Annotated in this window: 18 protein-coding genes; 12 read left to right on the forward strand and 6 right to left on the reverse strand. The window is 63.1% G+C overall.

Features of this window, described 5'->3' with window-relative positions; translation table 11 throughout:
- Positions 1–46 precede the first annotated feature (46 nt).
- Both EAO39_RS02845 and EAO39_RS02850 read left to right on the forward strand, forming a co-directional pair.
- The gene (locus EAO39_RS02845) at positions 47–493 is read left to right on the forward strand and encodes a thioesterase family protein (RefSeq protein ID WP_120966024.1); all 447 of its coding nucleotides are present in this window, start codon (positions 47–49) and stop codon (positions 491–493) included.
- A gap of 13 nt (positions 494–506) precedes the next feature.
- The gene (locus EAO39_RS02850; RefSeq protein WP_120966026.1) at positions 507–899 is read left to right on the forward strand and encodes a RidA family protein; all 393 of its coding nucleotides are present in this window, start codon (positions 507–509) and stop codon (positions 897–899) included.
- A gap of 143 nt (positions 900–1,042) precedes the next feature.
- On the opposite strand, the gene EAO39_RS02855 is transcribed toward EAO39_RS02850, so the two are convergent.
- The 3 genes from EAO39_RS02855 to EAO39_RS02865 all read right to left on the reverse strand — a co-directional run bounded on the left by EAO39_RS02855 (position 1,043) and on the right by EAO39_RS02865 (position 4,944).
- Positions 1,043–2,332, reverse strand: coding sequence for a phospholipase A (locus EAO39_RS02855; protein ID WP_120966028.1), 1,290 nt, complete (start codon positions 2,330–2,332; stop codon positions 1,043–1,045).
- Positions 2,333–2,408: 76 nt separating this feature from the next.
- Entirely contained in the window at positions 2,409–2,732 is a 324-nt protein-coding gene (locus tag EAO39_RS02860) for a hypothetical protein (protein ID WP_240466884.1), read from the reverse strand.
- Between the two features lie 127 nt (positions 2,733–2,859).
- On the reverse strand, positions 2,860–4,944 hold the full coding sequence (locus EAO39_RS02865; protein ID WP_120966032.1) for a UvrD-helicase domain-containing protein: 2,085 nt from the start codon (positions 4,942–4,944) through the stop codon (positions 2,860–2,862).
- A gap of 312 nt (positions 4,945–5,256) precedes the next feature.
- Between EAO39_RS02865 and EAO39_RS02870 the strand changes: the two genes are divergently transcribed.
- Positions 5,257–6,201 (forward strand): AEC family transporter, encoded by a 945-nt coding sequence (locus EAO39_RS02870; RefSeq protein ID WP_120970614.1) that lies wholly within the window; start codon positions 5,257–5,259, stop codon positions 6,199–6,201.
- Positions 6,202–6,380: 179 nt separating this feature from the next.
- Here the strand turns inward: EAO39_RS02870 and EAO39_RS02875 are convergent, their stop codons facing one another.
- Both EAO39_RS02875 and priA read right to left on the reverse strand, forming a co-directional pair.
- Entirely contained in the window at positions 6,381–7,502 is a 1,122-nt protein-coding gene (locus EAO39_RS02875) for a type II asparaginase (protein ID WP_120970616.1), read from the reverse strand.
- 205 nt (positions 7,503–7,707) lie between these two features.
- Entirely contained in the window at positions 7,708–9,876 is a 2,169-nt protein-coding gene (gene priA, locus EAO39_RS02880) for a primosomal protein N' (RefSeq protein ID WP_120966034.1), read from the reverse strand.
- A gap of 374 nt (positions 9,877–10,250) precedes the next feature.
- Between priA and EAO39_RS02885 the strand changes: the two genes are divergently transcribed.
- On the forward strand, positions 10,251–10,439 hold the full coding sequence (locus EAO39_RS02885) for a hypothetical protein (protein ID WP_120966036.1): 189 nt from the start codon (positions 10,251–10,253) through the stop codon (positions 10,437–10,439).
- Positions 10,440–10,450: 11 nt separating this feature from the next.
- On the opposite strand, the gene hemE is transcribed toward EAO39_RS02885, so the two are convergent.
- Complete coding sequence (hemE, locus tag EAO39_RS02890) at positions 10,451–11,566, reverse strand: uroporphyrinogen decarboxylase (protein ID WP_120966038.1); 1,116 nt, start codon at positions 11,564–11,566, stop codon at positions 10,451–10,453.
- Between the two features lie 285 nt (positions 11,567–11,851).
- Here hemE and EAO39_RS02895 point away from each other — a divergent pair, with 285 nt between their 5' ends.
- The 8 genes from EAO39_RS02895 to paaE are packed head-to-tail and all read left to right on the forward strand — an operon-like array spanning position 11,852 to position 18,171.
- Positions 11,852–12,652, forward strand: coding sequence for an enoyl-CoA hydratase-related protein (locus tag EAO39_RS02895; RefSeq protein ID WP_120966040.1), 801 nt, complete (start codon positions 11,852–11,854; stop codon positions 12,650–12,652).
- Positions 12,653–12,664: 12 nt separating this feature from the next.
- Positions 12,665–13,099, forward strand: coding sequence for a hydroxyphenylacetyl-CoA thioesterase PaaI (gene paaI, locus EAO39_RS02900; RefSeq protein ID WP_120966042.1), 435 nt, complete (start codon positions 12,665–12,667; stop codon positions 13,097–13,099).
- A 13-nt stretch (positions 13,100–13,112) separates the two neighbouring features.
- A complete protein-coding gene (gene paaK, locus EAO39_RS02905) occupies positions 13,113–14,396 on the forward strand; it encodes a phenylacetate--CoA ligase PaaK (RefSeq protein WP_120966044.1) in 1,284 nt (427 codons plus the stop codon).
- A 15-nt stretch (positions 14,397–14,411) separates the two neighbouring features.
- Positions 14,412–15,428 carry a 1,2-phenylacetyl-CoA epoxidase subunit PaaA gene (paaA, locus tag EAO39_RS02910; protein WP_120966046.1) on the forward strand — a complete coding sequence of 339 codons (1,017 nt, stop codon included), beginning with the start codon at positions 14,412–14,414 and terminating at the stop codon, positions 15,426–15,428.
- A gap of 22 nt (positions 15,429–15,450) precedes the next feature.
- Positions 15,451–15,750: a 1,2-phenylacetyl-CoA epoxidase subunit PaaB gene (paaB, locus tag EAO39_RS02915; RefSeq protein WP_120966048.1), complete on the forward strand. Its 300-nt coding sequence runs from the start codon at positions 15,451–15,453 to the stop codon at positions 15,748–15,750.
- 12 nt (positions 15,751–15,762) lie between these two features.
- On the forward strand, positions 15,763–16,530 hold the full coding sequence (paaC, locus tag EAO39_RS02920; RefSeq protein WP_120966050.1) for a 1,2-phenylacetyl-CoA epoxidase subunit PaaC: 768 nt from the start codon (positions 15,763–15,765) through the stop codon (positions 16,528–16,530).
- Positions 16,530–17,084 carry a 1,2-phenylacetyl-CoA epoxidase subunit PaaD gene (paaD, locus tag EAO39_RS02925; RefSeq protein ID WP_120966052.1) on the forward strand — a complete coding sequence of 185 codons (555 nt, stop codon included), beginning with the start codon at positions 16,530–16,532 and terminating at the stop codon, positions 17,082–17,084. The genes paaC and paaD overlap by 1 nt, the downstream gene beginning before the upstream one ends.
- Before the next feature lie 7 nt (positions 17,085–17,091).
- Entirely contained in the window at positions 17,092–18,171 is a 1,080-nt protein-coding gene (gene paaE / locus EAO39_RS02930) for a 1,2-phenylacetyl-CoA epoxidase subunit PaaE (protein WP_120966054.1), read from the forward strand.
- The last annotated feature ends 25 nt before the right edge of the window (positions 18,172–18,196 follow it).

The raw sequence follows: 18,196 nt of genomic DNA on the forward strand, positions 1-18,196 counted from the left end.
ACAGTGTGCGCTCAACGCGATATTTGTCTGATTTCTGGAGCCCTGCATGTCTGAGTCTGTCGCCGCCTTGCCGCGCTTTGTGACGCAAGTGCCGATTCGCTTTGCGCACTGCGATCCGGCCGGCATCATTTTCTTTCCGCAGTATCTGGTGCTGTTCAACGGCCTGGTGGAAGACTGGTTCAACCAGGCGCTGCAAGTGCCTTATGCGCAGATGCTGGCGACGGATCGTATTGGTCTGCCCATCGTGCATCTGGAGTGTGATTTTCGTGCCATCACCCGCATGGGCGAGGTGGTGAGCCTGGGGCTGTCTGTGGCCAAGCTGGGAACGCGCTCGCTGACTTTGGCGCTCGACTGCCTGGGGCCCGACGGCCAGCTACGCGTCTCGGCGCAGAAGGTGCTGGTGTTCACCGATCTGCAAACCCATCAGGCGCTCAGCGTTCCCTCTCATATCCGCACTGCCATGGAGCAGTGGATGCAATCGTCTTCACATTGAAAAGGAAGCAAACATGCAAGTACTGCTGCCACCGGGCTGGCCCCGGCCCAAGGGTTATGCCAACGGCGTCTCGGTGCAAGGCCGCCAGATTTTTGTGGCCGGAATGATTGGCTGGGATGGTGATGGCGTGTTCCACACCGACGAACTGGCCGGCCAGGTACGCCAGGCGCTGCAAAACATTGTGGCGGTGCTGGCCGCCGGCGGCGCCAAGCCCGAGCACATTGTGCGCATGACCTGGTACATCACCGACAAGCAAGACTATCTGGCCCAGCAGGCCGAGATCGGCCGGGCTTACCGCGATCTGATCGGCTCGTTCAGCGTGGCGATGACGGCAGTGCAGGTGGCGGCGCTGATTGAAGACCGGGCCAAGGTGGAGATCGAGGTGACGGCCGTGGTGCCTGAATGAGATTGCTATTGATTGTGTAGCTTGTAGCGTTTGATGGATCTGGGCTCAAGGCAGAAAATGCCTGAGAAAGCTCCGAAAAACGCGAGCCGCATGCAAAACACAAAAGGCGCCAGTGGCGCCTTTTGTGTTGCGGGTCTGCGGTCTCAGAAATCCAGCAGACTCAGGCCCACACTGAACGTGGTGCGCTTGTTGTTGTAGTCGATCAGGCTGTCGCCATAGCCGCTGAACAGCTGGACATGCAGGCGCAGATTGCTCTTGCCGCCATTCCAGCCTTCGCCCAGGGTGCGCAGCCATTCGACGCGGCCCGAGCCCTTGCCTTTGCCCACCGAACCACGTGCGGTAAAGCCCAGATAGTTCTGCTCGTTGACGTTCCAGCCCAGCTTGATTTCACCGCGACCTATGTAGTCCTGGATATGGGGGTTGTCGTCTTCCAGAGCGCTCTCGCTCAGGCGCTGCCAGGCCTTCAGATGCAGCTGCCAGCGGTTACCCAGTTCGGCACCGGTCATCAGATACCAGCGGTTCCAGCTGCGCGAAATCGGATTGCTCTGGCCGTTGGATTGGTGAGCAATACCCACGCCCGAGTAGCGCCAGCGCCAGCCGAAGGGCAGCTGCGCGTCGCTGGGGTAGACGTAGAACATCTCGGGTTCATGGTCGGTGGTGCGGAAGGGGCGCGAGATATCGCCGTTGAACAGCTGCCAGTAGGACTGCTGCGTATAGCCAAACCACAGCGAATCCTTGCCGCTGGAGGTGGGGCCGGTCAGCAGGCCCGACGCAATCTTGGTGCGTGCCGACAGCTGCAGCCGCATCTCATGCTCCTGATAGGGCTGGGAGCTGCTGGGCGAGCCGCGAGAGGGTGAATAAGGCTGCTGGTTGACGTTATCGCCTACGACCACCGAGACGCTCATGGGGCGGTAGCCGCGGAAGCTGAAAGTGCCGCAGTCCGAGCCAGGCTCCAGCTCGTAGTAGCGCGAGAGTTCGCTGTAGCGGGGATCGCGGCAGCCGCCATTGGTCGGCGTGACGGGAAGCGTCAGACCCTGGCCGTCGCCGGCTGTGGCTAAGGCCATCGGCGCTACGGCAGCCGTTGCTGAGGCAGCCGCTGCTGCATCGGTCGTTGCTGCGGCAGCCGCTGCGGTGGCAGAAGCGCTTGTGTCAGCCGCAGTTGCGGAAGCTGCGGGCGTCGGTGCCGACCGCTTGCTGGCCGGTGGTGCGCTCAGCGGCTGCTGGGCTTGGGCCCAGGCATCGAAACAGGCCAGGCGGGCCTGGTTGTCGGTGGCGGCCGCACATTGGCGCCAGGCTTCGGGCGGCAGAGGTGCGGTCTCGGCCGCTTGGGCCGGTAGCATCCAGCCACAGGCCGCCAATGCGCTCGCAATGGCGGCGGCTGTGCCTGCTTGTGGCAGTGGTTTCAGGCGCGCGTTTGGAACAAAGGGGTACATGGTCAAGATGGCTGCAAAAAAGTGAAAAGAATGTGGGTGGTTTTGCGGTGGTTCAGAGTTGGAGTTGTGGCTGGCGTTATGGCTGGCTTTTGCGCAGGACAAAAGTCTGGCGGGGTCCGTCTTCTCCGGCCTGGAATTCACCCTGGATTTCGTGGGCACAGCTGTCGCTCACCGCCTGGCCCAGCCAGGTGCCGGTGATGTGCACGCCGTCCGCGCTTTCCTCCAGTGTGATGCTGCCCTGATTCACATCGCCCACCATGGGATAGCGGCTGCCGGGGCGTTCTATCGTGCCTTTGACATTGCCCTTCCATTCAGGATGGGGGTCCAGCACGATACGAACGGCCTCATCGCGGCCGGAGATCGTGCCCTGCCATTGGCCTTGCAACTGCTTGTCCGTCATGACGGAGTCGGTGTTGCAAGCGGCAGAGGGTTCAGAAGTGATTTGGGCGAAAGTGCTTGATAGGAAAGCGCTTGCAGCTATGAAAAGCAGAGCTTTTTTGAGCTTGTGCTGGGTCATGTCAATCGGATCAATGGGCCGGCCCGGTTGTCGGGCCGGTGGCGGTGGGGGCTTTGCGCGCGGCAAATTCCTCACGCAGCTTGCGCAGTTTCTCGCGCGGGTCTTCCTTGGCGGTGGAGGAGTCCAGCCCCATCTCCTTGATGAAGCGGCTGGGCTGGCAGGCCACCATTTCGCGCCCTTTCTTGCGGCGCTTGGTCCAGCTCACGGCCAGGGTGCGCTGGGCACGGGTGATGCCCACATACATGAGGCGACGCTCTTCCTGCAGACGGGCGGCGGTTTCGTCGCTGACCTGCAGCTGGCGGCCGTTGTCATCATCGAGCTTGAAGGGCAGCATGCCCTCGGTCACGCCGACCAGGATGACATGCGGCCATTCCAGACCCTTGGAGGCGTGAAGCGTGGAGAGCACCACCATGTCCTGCTCTTTTTCGCGCTCGCTGATGGTGGAGAGCAGGGCAATATTCTGCGAAACCTCGAGCAGGCTTTTCACCTCGGTCTGCGTGGTGGTGCCGGCCGCATCTTCGATGGCGCCGCCGGCGCGCTGGGCCATCCAGTCGCAGAACTCCAGCACATTGCTCCAGCGCGCGGCAGCCACGGTTTCGCTGTCCTCGCTGTCGTACAGATACTGCTCGTAGCCGATCTCCTTAAGCCAGTCCACGAGAAAGCTGCGCGAATCCTGCGCGCCCAGCGTATGGCGGGCGCGGTATTCCAGGTCATTGATGTAGCGGCCAAACTCCAGCAGGCTTTCGAAGGCCTTCTTGGGAAGCGCATCTTCCAGCATGGAATTGAACAGCGAGCCGAACATGGACAGCTTGTGCGCGCCCGAGAACTCGCCCAGCTTGCCCAGCGTGGTATGGCCTATGCCGCGCTTGGGCGTGCCGATGGCGCGCAGAAAAGCCGGGTCGTCGTCGTTGTTGATCCACAGGCGAAACCAGGCGCACAAATCCTTGATTTCGGCGCGGTCGAAAAACGAGGTGCCGCCCGAAACCTTGTAGGGGATATTGGCCTTGCGCAGCGCCTTCTCGAAGGGCTTGGCCTGGTGGTTGGCGCGGTAAAGAATCGCCATGTCTTTCCAGGCCGGCTGGGGGTTGCTGCCGGCACGCAGGCCTTGAATGCGGGCCACGGCGCGCTCGGCTTCATGCTCTTCGGTGTCGCAATCCACGATGCGCACCGGTTCGCCTTCGCCCAGCTCGGAGAACAAGGTCTTGGGAAACAGCTTGGGGTTGGGGCCGATCACATTGTTGGCCGCCCGCAAAATAGCGCTGGTGGAGCGGTAGTTTTGCTCCAGCTTGATGAGCTTGAGCTCGGGGTAGTCGAGGGGCAGTTTTTTGAGGTTGTCCAGCGTGGCCCCGCGCCAGCCGTAGATGGACTGGTCGTCATCGCCCACGGCAGTGAAGTGGCCGCGCTCGCCGACCAGCATCTTGAGCAGCTCGTACTGCGTGGCATTGGTGTCCTGATATTCGTCGACCAGCACATGGCCCAGCAGACGCTGCCATTTCTCGCGCACCTCGGGGTGGCCGCGCAGCAGTCGCATGGGCATGCCGATAAGGTCGTCGAAGTCCACGCTCTGGTAGGCCGTGAGCCGTTCTTCATAGCGCTGCATGATGAGGGCAATCGTGCGCTCGTTGTCGTCCTGGGCCATGGCCAAGGCCTTGCGGCTGTCCCAGCCGGCGTTCTTCCAGCCGCTGATGGTCCACTGCCATTGGCGGGCCGTGGCCGCATCGGTGGTGCCGCCGGCGCAATCCTTCAAGATGCCGGTCACGTCATCGGTGTCCAGAATGCTGAACTGGGGCTTGAGGCCTAGCGCATGGCCGTCTTCACGCACCATGCGCACGCCCAGGGCGTGGAAGGTGCAGATCAGCACTTCCTTGGCCTTGCGGCCTATCAGCCCGGTCGCACGTTCGCGCATTTCTGCTGCCGCCTTGTTGGTAAAGGTGATGGCTGCAATACGTTTGGGAGCCATGCCTGTTTCAATCAGACGCGCAATCTTTTGCGTGATCACCCGCGTTTTGCCCGAGCCGGCACCGGCCAGCACCAGGCATGGGCCTTCTGTGTAATGCACGGCTTGAAGCTGAGCGAGGTTTAGACCTGCGGACATGTAGCAGAGGAACTCATAAAAATAGGGGAGCTGGGAGCATACAGCCTTGGTCTGTTCATGCTCGGCGGGGTGGTTTTGACAAACTGTGTCAGGGCCGAGGCCTGATGACTGCCAATGACAGCGGATGACCGCCCGGGGCGGTGATATCCGGACACTATCAAACGGAAACATTTTCAGGCGGCAGTCAAGCGGGCCTGACTTGCTGTTGCGAAAAGAACCTTTGGTTTGCGTCTGGGGGCGATGCTTTCCGGTTTCAAAAATTTCACAGCCATGGCTGCGCTTGCATGGCGGCAGCCCTGTCAGAATTTGCGGGTGCTGTCCGTTCTACTCATCACCTTCCCCTTCTTTGCCCTGGTGGCCTGCGGCTTTATCGCCACCTGGCGCGGTGTTCTGCCGCTGGCGGCGATTCCGGGGCTGAATGCTTTTGTGCTGTACTTTGCGCTGCCCTGCATGCTGTACCGCTTTGGCGCACAGACGCCGATAGCGCAGCTGCTGGATGTGAACGTGACGGTGGTCTATCTGCTGTGCGGCCTGCTCATGGTGGGAGCTACGGTGATGCTGACCCGCCGACGCATGGGCTGGAACGATGCGGCCTTTGGCGCGCTGGTGGCTGCTTTCCCCAATACCGGTTTCATGGGCGTGCCCATGCTGGTGGCGCTGCTGGGTGCCCAGAGCGCCGGCCCGGTGATTGTGACCATGGCCATAGACATGATTCTCACCACCTCGCTGTGCATAGGGCTGTCGCGGCTGGATCTGGCGGGCGGGCTGTGGCCGGCGCTGCGCAATGCGTTCAAAGGCATGCTGGCCAATCCCATGCCCTGGTCGATTGCGCTGGGAGGCATGGCCTCGGCCATGGGCTGGGTCCTGCCGGGCCCGGTCGATCAAACCGTGGCCATGCTGGCGGGAGCGGCCTCTCCGGTGGCGCTGTTCACCATCGGTGCCGTGCTGGCCCGCTCGCAGCGCAACAGCCACGAACGCGTGGCCGCGCGCGACTATATGCCCATAGCCCTGGCCAAGCTCATGGTTCATCCGCTGCTGGTGTTTGCCGTGGGCAAGGCTGCCATGGCCCTGGGCCTGCCGTTGACGCAAAACGCCCTGGTAGTGCTGGTGCTGCTGGCGGCGCTGCCATCGGCCAGCAATGTCTCGCTGCTCACCGAGCGTTACGGCGCCCACAGCGGCCGCGTGGCCAGAATCATTCTGGTCTCGACCAGCCTGGCCTTTCTGACCTTCTCGGCAGCCGTGGCCTTGATGGCCTAGCAAAAACAATAGCGGCTTGCGCAAGTACCACCTGCGCAAGCCGCTGTTTTGATCATCAACTTGAAACCAAGCATGTCCCAGCAAAGAGGCAGCCAGCAAGAGCCTAGGCGGCCCCGCCGCCTCGCGGCAAAGGCTGCCGTCCCCTTGAGGGGAAGCCGCGCTAGCGGCTCAGGGGTGGATCAATACTCCCAGAACATCCGCTGCAGTTCGGCCGTGCTAGCACCCTTGGTCAGCGCCAGCATGGTCAGAATGCGGGCTTTTTCGGGGCGCATATCGTGGGCTACGACCCAGTCGTACTTGTCATCGGGCTGCTCGGCATTGCGCAGAACAAAGCCGTAAGGCACGCGTGAAGCACGCACGATGAGCGTGCCCTTAGCGCGGGCGTCCTGCAGCGGCTTGACCATGCGGTCGGCCACCGAGCCATTGCCGGTTCCGGCATGGACGATGGCCTTGGCGCCGGCATCCACCAGCGCATTCACGGCCGTGGGCTGCACGCTGCCGTAGGCGTAGACGATGTCCACCTGGGGCAGCTTGTCAATGCTGTCGATATTGAATTCGGACTGGTTGGTGTGGCGTTTGACGGGGGCGCGGAACCAGTAGTTCTTGCCTTCCACCACCATGCCCAGCGGGCCCCACTGGCTCTTGAAGGCGCCGGTTTGGATGTTGATGTCCTTGTTCACATCGCGGGCGGTGTTGATCTCGTCATTCATGGTGACGAGCACGCCCTTGCCCTTGGCATCCTTGGAGCCGGCAACGCTGACGGCGTTGACCAGGTTCAGCGCACCGTCGGCCGACAAGGCCGTGCCGGGGCGCATGCTGCCGACCACGGCGATGGGCTTGTCGGTGTGCACGGTCAGGCTCAGAAAGTAGGCGGTCTCGGCCAGCGTGTCCGTGCCGTGGGTGACGACGATGCCGTCCACATCGGCCTGCTTGGACAGCTGCGAGACGCGCTTGGCCAGGGTCAGCAGATTGTCATTGGTGAAGCTCTCGGAAGCGATCTGGAACACTTGCTCGCCGCGCACATTGGCCACCTGGGCCAGCTCGGGCAGGCCGGCCAGCAGCTTGTCCACCGGTACTTTGGCGGCCGTGTAGGTGGCGCTGTTGACGGTGGAGGCGCCCGCACCCGCAATGGTGCCGCCGGTGGCCAGCACCACCACATTGGGCTTGGCCGTCTGGGCCGTGGCGCTCTTGGCGGCAGTGGCCGATGCATCCTGGGCCAGTGCGGCGCCGGGCAGGGAAAGCAAGCCGGAAACGGCCAGGCTGGCGGCCAGCAGGGTGCGACGAAGAATACGCTTGTGCATGTAAGAGTGCTCCGAGGGTTGAAAGTGCCTGCTCTCGTGGAGCAGCCCCTCGCACCATGCAATAGCCATGCCGGGATGCACAATCGCGCAAATCCCGATGGCGCCGGGCATGAAAAGAAATTAGGGTTTATTTGATAGCTGCATGTGCTTGATACATAAAGGCTTGAGGCCTAAAAGACTCAAATTTCTGAGCTGGCACACAGCTTCAGATGCTCAGCGGATCCACATCGACCAGCCAGCGAACAAGGCCTTTGTGATCGGGCAGGCCGCGCAACCAGTGCAGATACTGCTGCCAGCTGTTCAAAAAGCGCAGCAGGGCGCTGCGGTTCGTGGCTTCCAGCAGCATCTGGGCGCGCTCCACATTGGCCACGCGCTGCACCGCCATGGGGATGGGCGGGTAGATGAAGACTTCGTCCAGATAGGGCAGACCGGCGTCTTTGGCGACCTGGGTTGCCGCACTCAAAAAGGCCTGGGCGGCTTCCTGGGTCCGCGCATCGGCGCGGACTATGGCCTGGAAGGCATAGGGTGGCATGCCCGCGTCCAGCCGCTCCTGCAACTGCTGCTTGGCAAAGGCCGGGTAGTCGTGCCGCTTGAGGGCTGCATAGACGGCGTGTTGCGCGTCATGGGTCTGAATCCACATCTCCGGCGCGCTGCCCTGGGCCTTCACATACAGGGCGTCGCGCCCGGCCCGGCCTGCGGCCTGCATCAGCAGGCAGAACAGGCGCTCCGGCGCACGGTAGTCACTCGAATACAAAGCGCTGTCGGGCTGCACGGCAGCCACCAGGGTGATGCGTCTAAAGTCGTGGCCCTTGGCCACCATCTGCGTGCCCACCAGCACGTCGATGTCTCCGGCATGCATGGCGGCCAGTTGCTCTTCCAGACTGCCCTTGGCCTTGGTGGTGTCGGCATCGATGCGGGCCACACGGGCCGGGTCGCCGTCGGGGCGCTGCACATTGCGCAGCAGCCGCTCCAGCTCCTCCTGCAGCTGCTCCGTGCCCTTGCCCAACGGCAGGATGTCGGGATTGCCGCAGCTGGGGCAGGCAAAAGGCACGCGCTGGGTAAAGCCGCAGTGGTGGCAGCGCAGCGTGCGATCGCCCTTGTGGAACACCTGGTGGGCGCTGCAATGGGGGCAGTCGCTTTTCCAGTTGCAATCGGCGCAAAACAGCACGGGGGCAAAGCCGCGCCGGTTGAGCAGGATCAGGCTTTGCTCGCCGCGCTTGACGCGGTCGGTGATGGCGTCTATCAGCGGCGGCGAGAACACGATGCGTTTGGGCTGCTGGGTCATATCCACCACCCGCACCCGAGGCAGAGCCGCTGCGCCAATGCGGCTGGGCATCTCCAGCCGCTGGTAGCGGCCCACCTCGGCCTCGCTGGCATACCAGCTCTCCAGCGAGGGCGTGGCGCTGCCCAGAATGACTTTGGAGCCGGTATCGCGCCCGCGCCATAGGGCCAGATCGCGGGCCGAGTAGCGGGCGCCTTCCTGCTGCTTGTAGCTGGCGTCATGCTCCTCGTCGACCACGATCAGTTTCAGGCCCGGCAGGCTGGCAAAGATAGACATACGCGTGCCCAGCACAATGCGGGCGCGGCCGGTGTGGGCGGCCAGCCAGCTTTTCAGACGCTGAGGATTGGTCATGCCGCTGTGCATGCTGACCACCGCCTCCTGGCCGTACTGCGGCGTGAAGCGCGCAACAAAGCGCTCTTGCAACTGGGGCGTCAGATTGATCTCAGGCACCATCACCAGGGCCTGTGCGTCGGGGTTGGCATCCAGCACGGCCTGCACGGCACGCAGATAGACCTCGGTCTTGCCGCTGCCGGTGCTGCCGTAAAGCAGAAATGGGCCGGGATTTTGCTCGATTTGCGCAAATACCGAGGCCTGTTCTGCGCTCAGTGCTACCAAAGGCGTAGTGGGGGGCGGCGCCGCTACGGCGATGGCGGCTGCTGCGTCCTCGAAGTTTTCCTCGGCCTGGGCCTTCTTGCTTTTGCTGCGCTTGGTCTTGGCGGGCTTGGGCGGCGCCAGGCGCCGGGTCAGCTGCTCGGCCGTCATATCGCGCAGCTGGGGCGGCAGAGCCGTCACGGCAATCTCGCCCACGCTGCGTTGATAGTAGTGAGCGGCAAAGCCTACCAGCCGCCGCCAGCCCCGGCTCAGGGGGGCAATGCCGGGCAGCACGCAGGCAATGCTGCGCAACTCCACGCCAGGGGGAATGTCTGCCGGCGCGGTCGGCGTATCCCAGACCACGCCCAGCAGCTCCCGCCTGCCCAGAGGTACGCGCACCAACGTGCCTGGTGGCAGCACCTCGTCACAGGTGTAGCTGAGCAGCTCGCCCACCGCGCTATGGGCGGGGGTCTGAACGGCGACATGGGAGATATGGGGCATGGGCAGGCGAAACGATCCGAGGGCGGCCCAAGCATACGCGAGGCGCTGGTTGGTGGCGCCGGTGGCGGTTCACGGGATTTGTGTGGATAACTTTGTGGGGAAACTGCGCCGGATCGCCGTCATCGGCTGCTGGCGATTGATTTTTGTGCTCACATTCTTGAAACGTTATTTAGATTTACTCTATGAAAATCAATGACTTGCGTTTTATTGTGTGTGATGGGTTTCCATAAAATCCGCCGGAAGCCGCTAGATTGCTGCCTGAGCGCGCTTGTGCATAAATCAGCATGGCGGTCGCTGTCAAGCGCGTAGCTCCCAGGACCTAAATGTCGATAAATGCGTCAATACGCGCCATATTTCGCTAAAAACATAGCGTCATGGCGCACAGCGGCAAGGCGGTGGCGCATCAAAAGCCCAATCTGTGGATAACTCTGCTGTTTTCAAGGGTTTACCCTTTGGTTGCTGCTGAACTCAATCTGCGCCACAGCCGTCCGAGCTTCAAGAGCATGTGGCAAGGCTCCGACATGGCCCATAAGCAAAAAGGACCCGAAGGTCCTTTTTGTTGAGCACCGAGAGCTTAGCCCGCAGCACGCATGGCGCGCGAATGGCTGTGCACGGCTTCGACCAGGGCCGCCACATGTTCGGGTGGGGTGAACTGGCTGATGCCGTGACCCAGGTTGAAGATGTGGGTGGGGCCGGTGGTGGTCTTGTCGGTGTGGGGCTTGCCAAAGCTGTCCAGCACGGCACGGGCCTGGGCGGCCACCTGCTCGGGGGGAGCAAACAGCACATTGGGGTCGATATTGCCCTGCAAGGCCTTGCCGGGGCCGCCGACTTCACCGCCCACGATGGCGCGGGCCTTGCCCAGGTTGGCCGTCCAGTCCAGACCCAGGACTTCGCAGTCCAGCGTGTTCATGTCCTGCAGCCAGATGCCGCCGCCCTTGGTGAAGACGATGCGGGGCACGTCTGTGCCGTCCACACCGGTGCGCTTGAGCTGGGCCAGCACGCGCTTGGTGTAGGCCAGGCTGAACTGCTGGAACATGCCGTCGGCCAGCACGCCGCCCCAGCTGTCAAAAATCATCACGGCCTGGGCACCGGCATCGATCTGGGCATTCAGGTAGGCGGCCACGCTGTCGGCATTGATTTCCAGAATGCGGTGCATCAGGTCGGGGCGGCTGTACATCAGGCTCTTGACCTGGCGGTAGTCGTCGCTGCCCTTGCCTTCCACCATGTAGCAGGCCAGCGTCCAGGGGCTGCCGGAGAAACCGATCAAGGGCACACGGCCGTTCAGCGCCTTGCGGATGCTGGTGACGGCATCGAACACATAGCGCAGCTTGTCCATATCCGGCACGGCCAGCGCGGCGACTGCCGCTTCGTCGCGCACATTCTTGGCGAAACGCGGGCCTTCGCCTTCGGCAAACGACAGGCCCAGGCCCATGGCGTCGGGCACGGTCAGGATGTCGGAGAACAGGATGGCGGCATCGAGCGGGAAGCGTTCCAGCGGCTGCAGCGTGACCTCGGTGGCGTAGTCCACATTGGTGGCCAGACCCATGAAGCTGCCGGCCTGGGCGCGGGTGGCTTTGTACTCGGGCAGGTAACGGCCCGCCTGGCGCATCAGCCACAGCGGCGTGTAGTCAGTGGCCTGGCGACGGCAGGCGCGCAGGAAGGTGTCATTGGTCAGGGGAGCGAAACTCATGGGGGGATTGTCGCCCACTCCGGCCCGCCAGGTGCATGCATTCCCGAGCAGGTGATGGAACCAATAGGTTGCAAAGGACTACCAAAAGCCGCAAGAGACGCCAAGGCTTCAGGCCGCACAAGGCTTTGCCGGGGTTTGCCCTTGGCTGCCTCAGTCGCTGCTGCTTGGCGTAGTACGGGTTTGTTCGGGCACTGCTTGCGCTAGCTCAAATTACTATTTGCCGACCAAGCGGTAGATTTTGTTTCTGATCTGCCGCAAGCCAGTCTTGCTAGCAGAGGAGTGAGCATGTCGGAACCTCTTGTCCTGGTGCTGAACCGTGGTGCCGTGCGCACCTTGTGGCTCAACCGACCCCAGGCTCTCAATAGCTTTACCGGAGCCATGCATGAGGAACTGCTGGCGGCGCTGCAACAGGCTGCTGCAGATTCAGGAGTGCGTTGCGTAGTGCTGACGGGTGCTGGACGCGGTTTTTGTGCCGGTCAGGATCTGGCCGATGCGGATGCCGCACCTGCTGCCCCAGGCCAGCCGCCCACGGACTTGAGCGTCTTGATCGAGCGCCATTACCGCCCCTTGTGTGAGCTGCTGCGCAGCATGCCCGTGCCGGTGATTGCGGCCGTCAACGGCGTGGCGGCCGGGGCGGGAGCGAATATTGCGCTGTGCTGCGATCTGGTAGTGGCGGCGGAGTCGGCCAGCTTTATCCAGGCCTTCACCCGTATCGGCCTGTTGCCCGATAGCGGCGGCACCTGGCTGCTGCCGCGTCTGGTGGGACGTCAACGCGCTCTGGGGCTGGCGTTGCTGGGCGACAAGCTCTCGGCCGGTGAGGCCGAGCAAATGGGCCTGATCTGGCGCAGCCTGCCCGATGCCGGCTTCGAGCTGGCTGTGGCGGCCATGGCCGACAAGGTGGCAGCCATGCCAACCAAGGCCTTGGTGGCGACGCGCAAGGCGATTGATGCGGCGCAGCATCTGGACTTTGGTGCCTCGCTGGCGCTGGAGGCCGCCGAGCAAAAAGCCCTGGGCAGCGCCCCAGACTACCTCGAAGGCGTGGCCGCCTTCATGGCCAAGCGCGCGCCGGTGTTCAGCGATCGTTGAAAGCAGGACGATATGAATCCTCAACAAACCGCAGAACATGTGCGCGACGGCATGTTGGCCCGCGACCGCGCCGCGCAGGGGCTGGCCATGCGCATCACCCATATCGCCCCGGGTCAGGCCACGATTGAAATGGCCGTGCGGGACGACATGCTCAACGGCTTCGATATCTGCCACGGCGGCTTTATCACCACGCTGGGAGATACGGCGTTTGCCTATGCCTGCAACTCCTACAACGAGATGACGGTGGCCTCGGGACTGGCCGTGGATTTTGTGGCTCCGGGCCGGCCCGGCGATGTGCTGGTGGCGCAGGCGACCGAGGTCTCGCAGGCCGGGCGTACCGGCGTGTATGACGTGACGATTCGCAACCAGAAGGGCGAGGCGATTGCGTTGTTTCGTGGTCGCTCCTACTGCATGAAGGGCAGGCCTACCGTGCCTGTTCAAGCTTGAAGAGGTGAGCAGCATGAATGCACGCGAAGCCATAGAAACCGCCAGCCGCGATGAAATTGAGGCGCTGCAGCTGCAGCGTCTGCGCTGGTCGCTGCAACACGCTTACGACCATGTGCCGCATTACCGCCAGGCCTTTGATGCGGCAGGCGTGCACCCGGCCGATCTGAAAAGCCTGCAGGACATTGCCAGGTTTCCCTTCACCACCAAGAAGGACTTGCGCGACAACTACCCCTTCGGCATGTTTGCCGTGCCGCGTAAGCAGGTGGCGCGGGTCCATGCCTCCAGCGGCACCACGGGCAAGCCCACGGTGGTGGGTTATACCCAGAACGACATCAATGTCTGGGCCGATCTGGTGGCCCGTTCCATTCGCGCGGCCGGCGGCCGGCCCGGGGACATGGTGCATATCGCCTACGGCTACGGGCTGTTCACGGGCGGTCTGGGCGCGCACTACGGCGTGGAGCGTGCCGGTTGCACGGCGATTCCCATGTCGGGTGGGCAGACCGAAAAGCAGGTGCAGCTGATTGAGGACTTCAAGCCCGACATCATCATGGTCACGCCCTCCTATATGCAGGTCATCCTCGAGGAGATGCAGCGCCAGGGCAAGGACCCGCGCGCCAGCTCCTTGCGCACCGGCATCTTTGGCGCCGAGCCCTGGACAGAAGCCATGCGCCACGAACTGGAAAGCAAGGGCGGGCTGGACGCGGTCGACATCTACGGCCTGTCGGAGGTGATGGGCCCGGGCGTGGCCAGCGAGTGTGTAGAAACCAAGGACGGCCCGGTGATCTGGGAGGATCATTTCTACGCTGAGGTCATAGACCCCGACACCGGCCAAGTGCTGCCCGACGGCAGCGAAGGCGAGCTGGTGTTTACCTCCTTGTCCAAAGAGGCCATGCCCATCATCCGTTACCGCACGCGGGACCTGACGCGTTTGCTGCCGCCCACGGCCCGTTCGTTCAAGCGCATGGGCAAGATCGTGGGCCGTTCGGACGACATGCTCATCATCCGCGGCGTGAACGTCTTTCCCACGCAGATCGAAGAGATCGTGCTGCAAAACCAGCAGCTCTCGGGCCAGTACCAGATCGTGGTGACGCGCGACGGCAATCTAGACCAGATGGCCGTGCGCTGCGAGCTGCAGCCCGGCACGCAAGCTCAGGCGCAGCAACTGGCCGACTGGGTGCAGCAGCGCATCAAGACCTTGATCGGCATCAGCACGGCGGTGGAGGTGCTGGGCGCCGATTCCATAGAACGCACTCTGGTGGGCAAGGCCCGCCGCGTGATCGACAAGCGCCCGCGCTAATCAAAGGAGTACGCCATGTACACCCAAGCCCTGGATTTGATGGCCAAGGAAGGCCAGGCCGACAAGCCCGTGCTGCGCAGCGCCGAGGAGCTGCAGCTGCAGGAGCGCTTTGATGCCCGCATTGACGCCGGCGACTTCATAGAAGCCAAGGACTGGATGCCCGAGCATTACCGCAAGACGCTGCTGCGCCAGATCAGCCAGCACGCGCATTCGGAGATTGTCGGCATGCTGCCCGAAGGCAACTGGATCACGCGTGCGCCCACGCTCAAGCGCAAAGCCATTTTGCTGGCCAAGGTGCAGGATGAAGGCGGCCACGGCCTCTACCTCTATGCCGCCGCCGAAACCCTGGGCACCAGCCGTGACCAGATGGTGGATGCGCTGCACACCGGCAAGGCCAAGTACAGCTCCATCTTCAACTACCCCACGCTGAGCTGGGCCGATGTGGGCGTGATCGGGTGGCTGGTCGATGGCGCGGCCATCATGAACCAGGTGCCCATCTGCCGCTGCTCCTATGCGCCTTATGCACGTGCCATGGTGCGAATCTGCCGCGAGGAAAGTTTTCACCAGCGCCAGGGCTTTGACAGCCTGCTGACCATGATGAAGCAGGGCACGCAGGCCCAGCGCGACATGGTGCAGGACGCGGTCAACCGCTGGTGGTGGCCCACGCTGATGATGTTCGGCCCGCCCGATGACCAGTCGCCCAATTCGGCCCAGTCCATGCGTTGGGGCATCAAGCGCATCAGCAATGACGATTTGCGCCAGAAGTTTGTCGATGCCTCGCAAGAGCAGGCCGCCGTGCTGGGTGTGAGCTTTCCCGACCCCGAGCTGCGCTGGAACGCAGAGCGCCAGCACTACGACTTTGGCACGATTGACTGGAGCGAGTTCTGGCGTGTGGTGGGAGGCGATGGCCCCTGCAACCGCGAGCGCCTGACCGCCCGCGTCAAGGCCTGGGACGACGGTGCCTGGGTGCGCGAAGCCGCCCTGGCCCATGCCGAAAAGCAGGCGCAGATGCCGCGCAAACACGCTATTTGAAGCCAGAGAATCGAGGTCCGTGATGAACACCGTTCAAGACAAAAAGGAATGGCCGCTGTGGGAGGTCTTTATCCGCAGCAAGGCCGGGCTGGATCACAAGCACTGCGGCAGTCTGCACGCCTGCGATGCCGCCATGGCCATACAGATGGCGCGCGATGTCTACACCCGTCGCCAGGAAGGCACCAGCATCTGGGTGGTGAAGTCCGAACAGATTGTGGCCAGCGATCCCGGCGACAAGGAGATGTATTTCGATCCCGCGCAGGACAAGGTGTACCGCCACCCATCGTTCTACCAGCTGCCCCAGGCGGTCAACCACATGTAAGAGGGCGCAGCCATGCAACACAGCATCGCATTGCAGGAGGATCTGGCGCAGCAATACCTGCTGCGCCTGGGCGATACCTGCCTCATCCTGGCGCAGCGCCTGGCCGAGTGGTGCGGTCACGCGCCGGTTCTGGAGGAGGACATAGCGCTGTCCAACATGGCGCTGGACCTGGTCGGCCAGGCCCGCGCCGTGCTGACGCTGGCGGGCAAGGCTTCGGGTCATGACGAAGACCAGCTGGCTTTTTTGCGCGAGGAGCGCCACTACTACAACCCCACGCTGGTGGAGCTGCCGCGCGGCGACTTTGCCTATACCGTGGTGCGCAACACCATGGTTTCCACCTGGCTGCTGCTGCTGTGGAGCGAGCTGCTGCAGTCCGGCGATGGCGAGCTGGCAGCCATTGCAGGTCAGGCCGTCAAAGAGGCACGCTATCACCAGGAGCATGCGGCCGACTGGCTGGTGCGCCTGGGTGATGGCACCGAGGAATCGCATCGCCGTGCCCAGCAGGCGGTGGATACGCTATGGCTTTACACGCCCGAACTGTTCAGCGGCGATGCCGTGGATCTGCATGCCGAAAAAACCGGTCTGGGCCCCCGTTGGAGCGCTTTGCAAAAACCGTGGCTGGCGCAGATGCAGGCGGTGCTGGATGCGGCAATGCTCGTAGTGCCCAAGGACAGCGCCTTCGTCAGCAGCGGCAAGCATGGCAGTCACAGCGAGCACATGGGCTTCATGCTGGCGCAGATGCAGCATCTGCAGCGCGCCTATCCGGGCGGGGTGTGGTGATGAACGCGACTCTTGCTCATCCCGCAGACCTGACGCGCGTGGCCCGGGCCTGGGCCGTGCTGGCGCAGATTCCCGATCCGGAGGTGCCGGCGGTCACGCTCTGCGACCTGGGCATGGTGCGCTCGGTAGAGGAGGTGGGTGAGGTGCTGGAAGTGGCGTTGACGCCCACCTATTCGGGGTGCCCGGCTACGGAAATGATAGAGCAGAGCGTGATCGACGGCCTGCGCTGTGCCGGTCTGGGCCCGGTGCAGACAAGGCTGCAGCGCGCACCGGCCTGGACTACGGACTGGATCACGCCCGAAGGCCGCGCCAAGCTGCGCGCCTACGGTATTGCGCCGCCGGGCCAGGTGCAGCCCCATGAATCCATCACCTTGCGCTTTGTGCCGCGTGCGCAATACCAGCAGCAGCGTGGCCAGGCTCAAGCCGGTGTGGCCTGCCCGCGCTGCGGCAGTGCGCAGACCGAGCGGCTTTCCGCCTATGGCTCCACGGCCTGCAAGGCACTGTACCGCTGCCTGAGCTGCAGCGAGCCTTTCGAATATTTCAAACCGATCTGAGTCCGCCATGAGCACCTTGTTCTACCCGCTGACCGTGCGCTCCGTGCAGGCCGATACGGCCGAAGCCGCCATCGTTTGTTTCGAGGTGCCGGATGCCTTGCGCACGCAGTTTGTCTTCACGCAAGGCCAGTACCTCACGCTGCGCACCGAAATCGAGGGGCAGGATCTGCGGCGCTCGTATTCGATCTGCGCCGGCGTGGACGACCAGGAGCTGCGTGTGGGCGTGCGGCGCGTGGGCGGCGGCGTGTTCTCCAACTGGGTCAACGAACACCTCAAGGCCGGCGACCAGATTCAGGTCATGCCGCCGAAAGGCCGGTTTTTTGTGCCGATTGATGCGGCTGCGCAGCGTCATTACCTGGGCATTGCCGGCGGCAGCGGCATCACGCCGATTTTGTCCATCATGAAGACGGTGCTGGCGCGCGAGCCCGGCAGCCGCTTCACGCTGATCTACGGCAATCGCAGCGTGCAGTCCACCATGTTCAAGGAGGAGCTGGAAGACCTGAAGAACCGCTATCTGACGCGGCTGGTGCTGCACCATGTGTTCTCGGCCGAGGACACCGATGCGCCGCTGAACATGGGGCTGATGAACCGCGACAAGATTGCGCAATTTCTGGCCACTGTGGTGCCGGCGCAGCAAGTCAGCGAAGCCTTTGTCTGCGGTCCGTATCAGATGAATGACGAAGCCGAATCCGCCTTGCTGGCGGCTGGCGTGGAGCAGGCGCATATCCATATCGAGCGCTTTGGCGTGCTGCCGGCGGCGGGCTCTGCTGCCGCCCAACAGGCCGGCCGCAGCCTGGATGCGCACAGCGCGCAGATCACCTTGATTCGCGATGGTTTGACGCGCAATTTCCCCTTCAAGGAGCAGCATGCCAGCCTGCTGCAGGCGGCCGAAGCGGCAGGTCTGGAAGTGCCTTTTTCCTGCACCTCGGGCGTGTGCGGCACCTGCCGCGCCAAGTGCACGCAAGGCGAGGTACGCATGGAACGCAATTTCGCCCTCAACGCTGCCGAGGTGGCGGCGGGCTTTGTGCTGACCTGCCAGTGCCGCCCTCTCAGTGCATCGGTTACGCTATCGTTTGATGAGCGGTAGGCGCTTGTCAATCAAGCAGTACAGC

The organism is Comamonas sp. lk (genome assembly GCF_900564145.1).
Lineage (GTDB): Bacteria > Pseudomonadota > Gammaproteobacteria > Burkholderiales > Burkholderiaceae_C > Comamonas.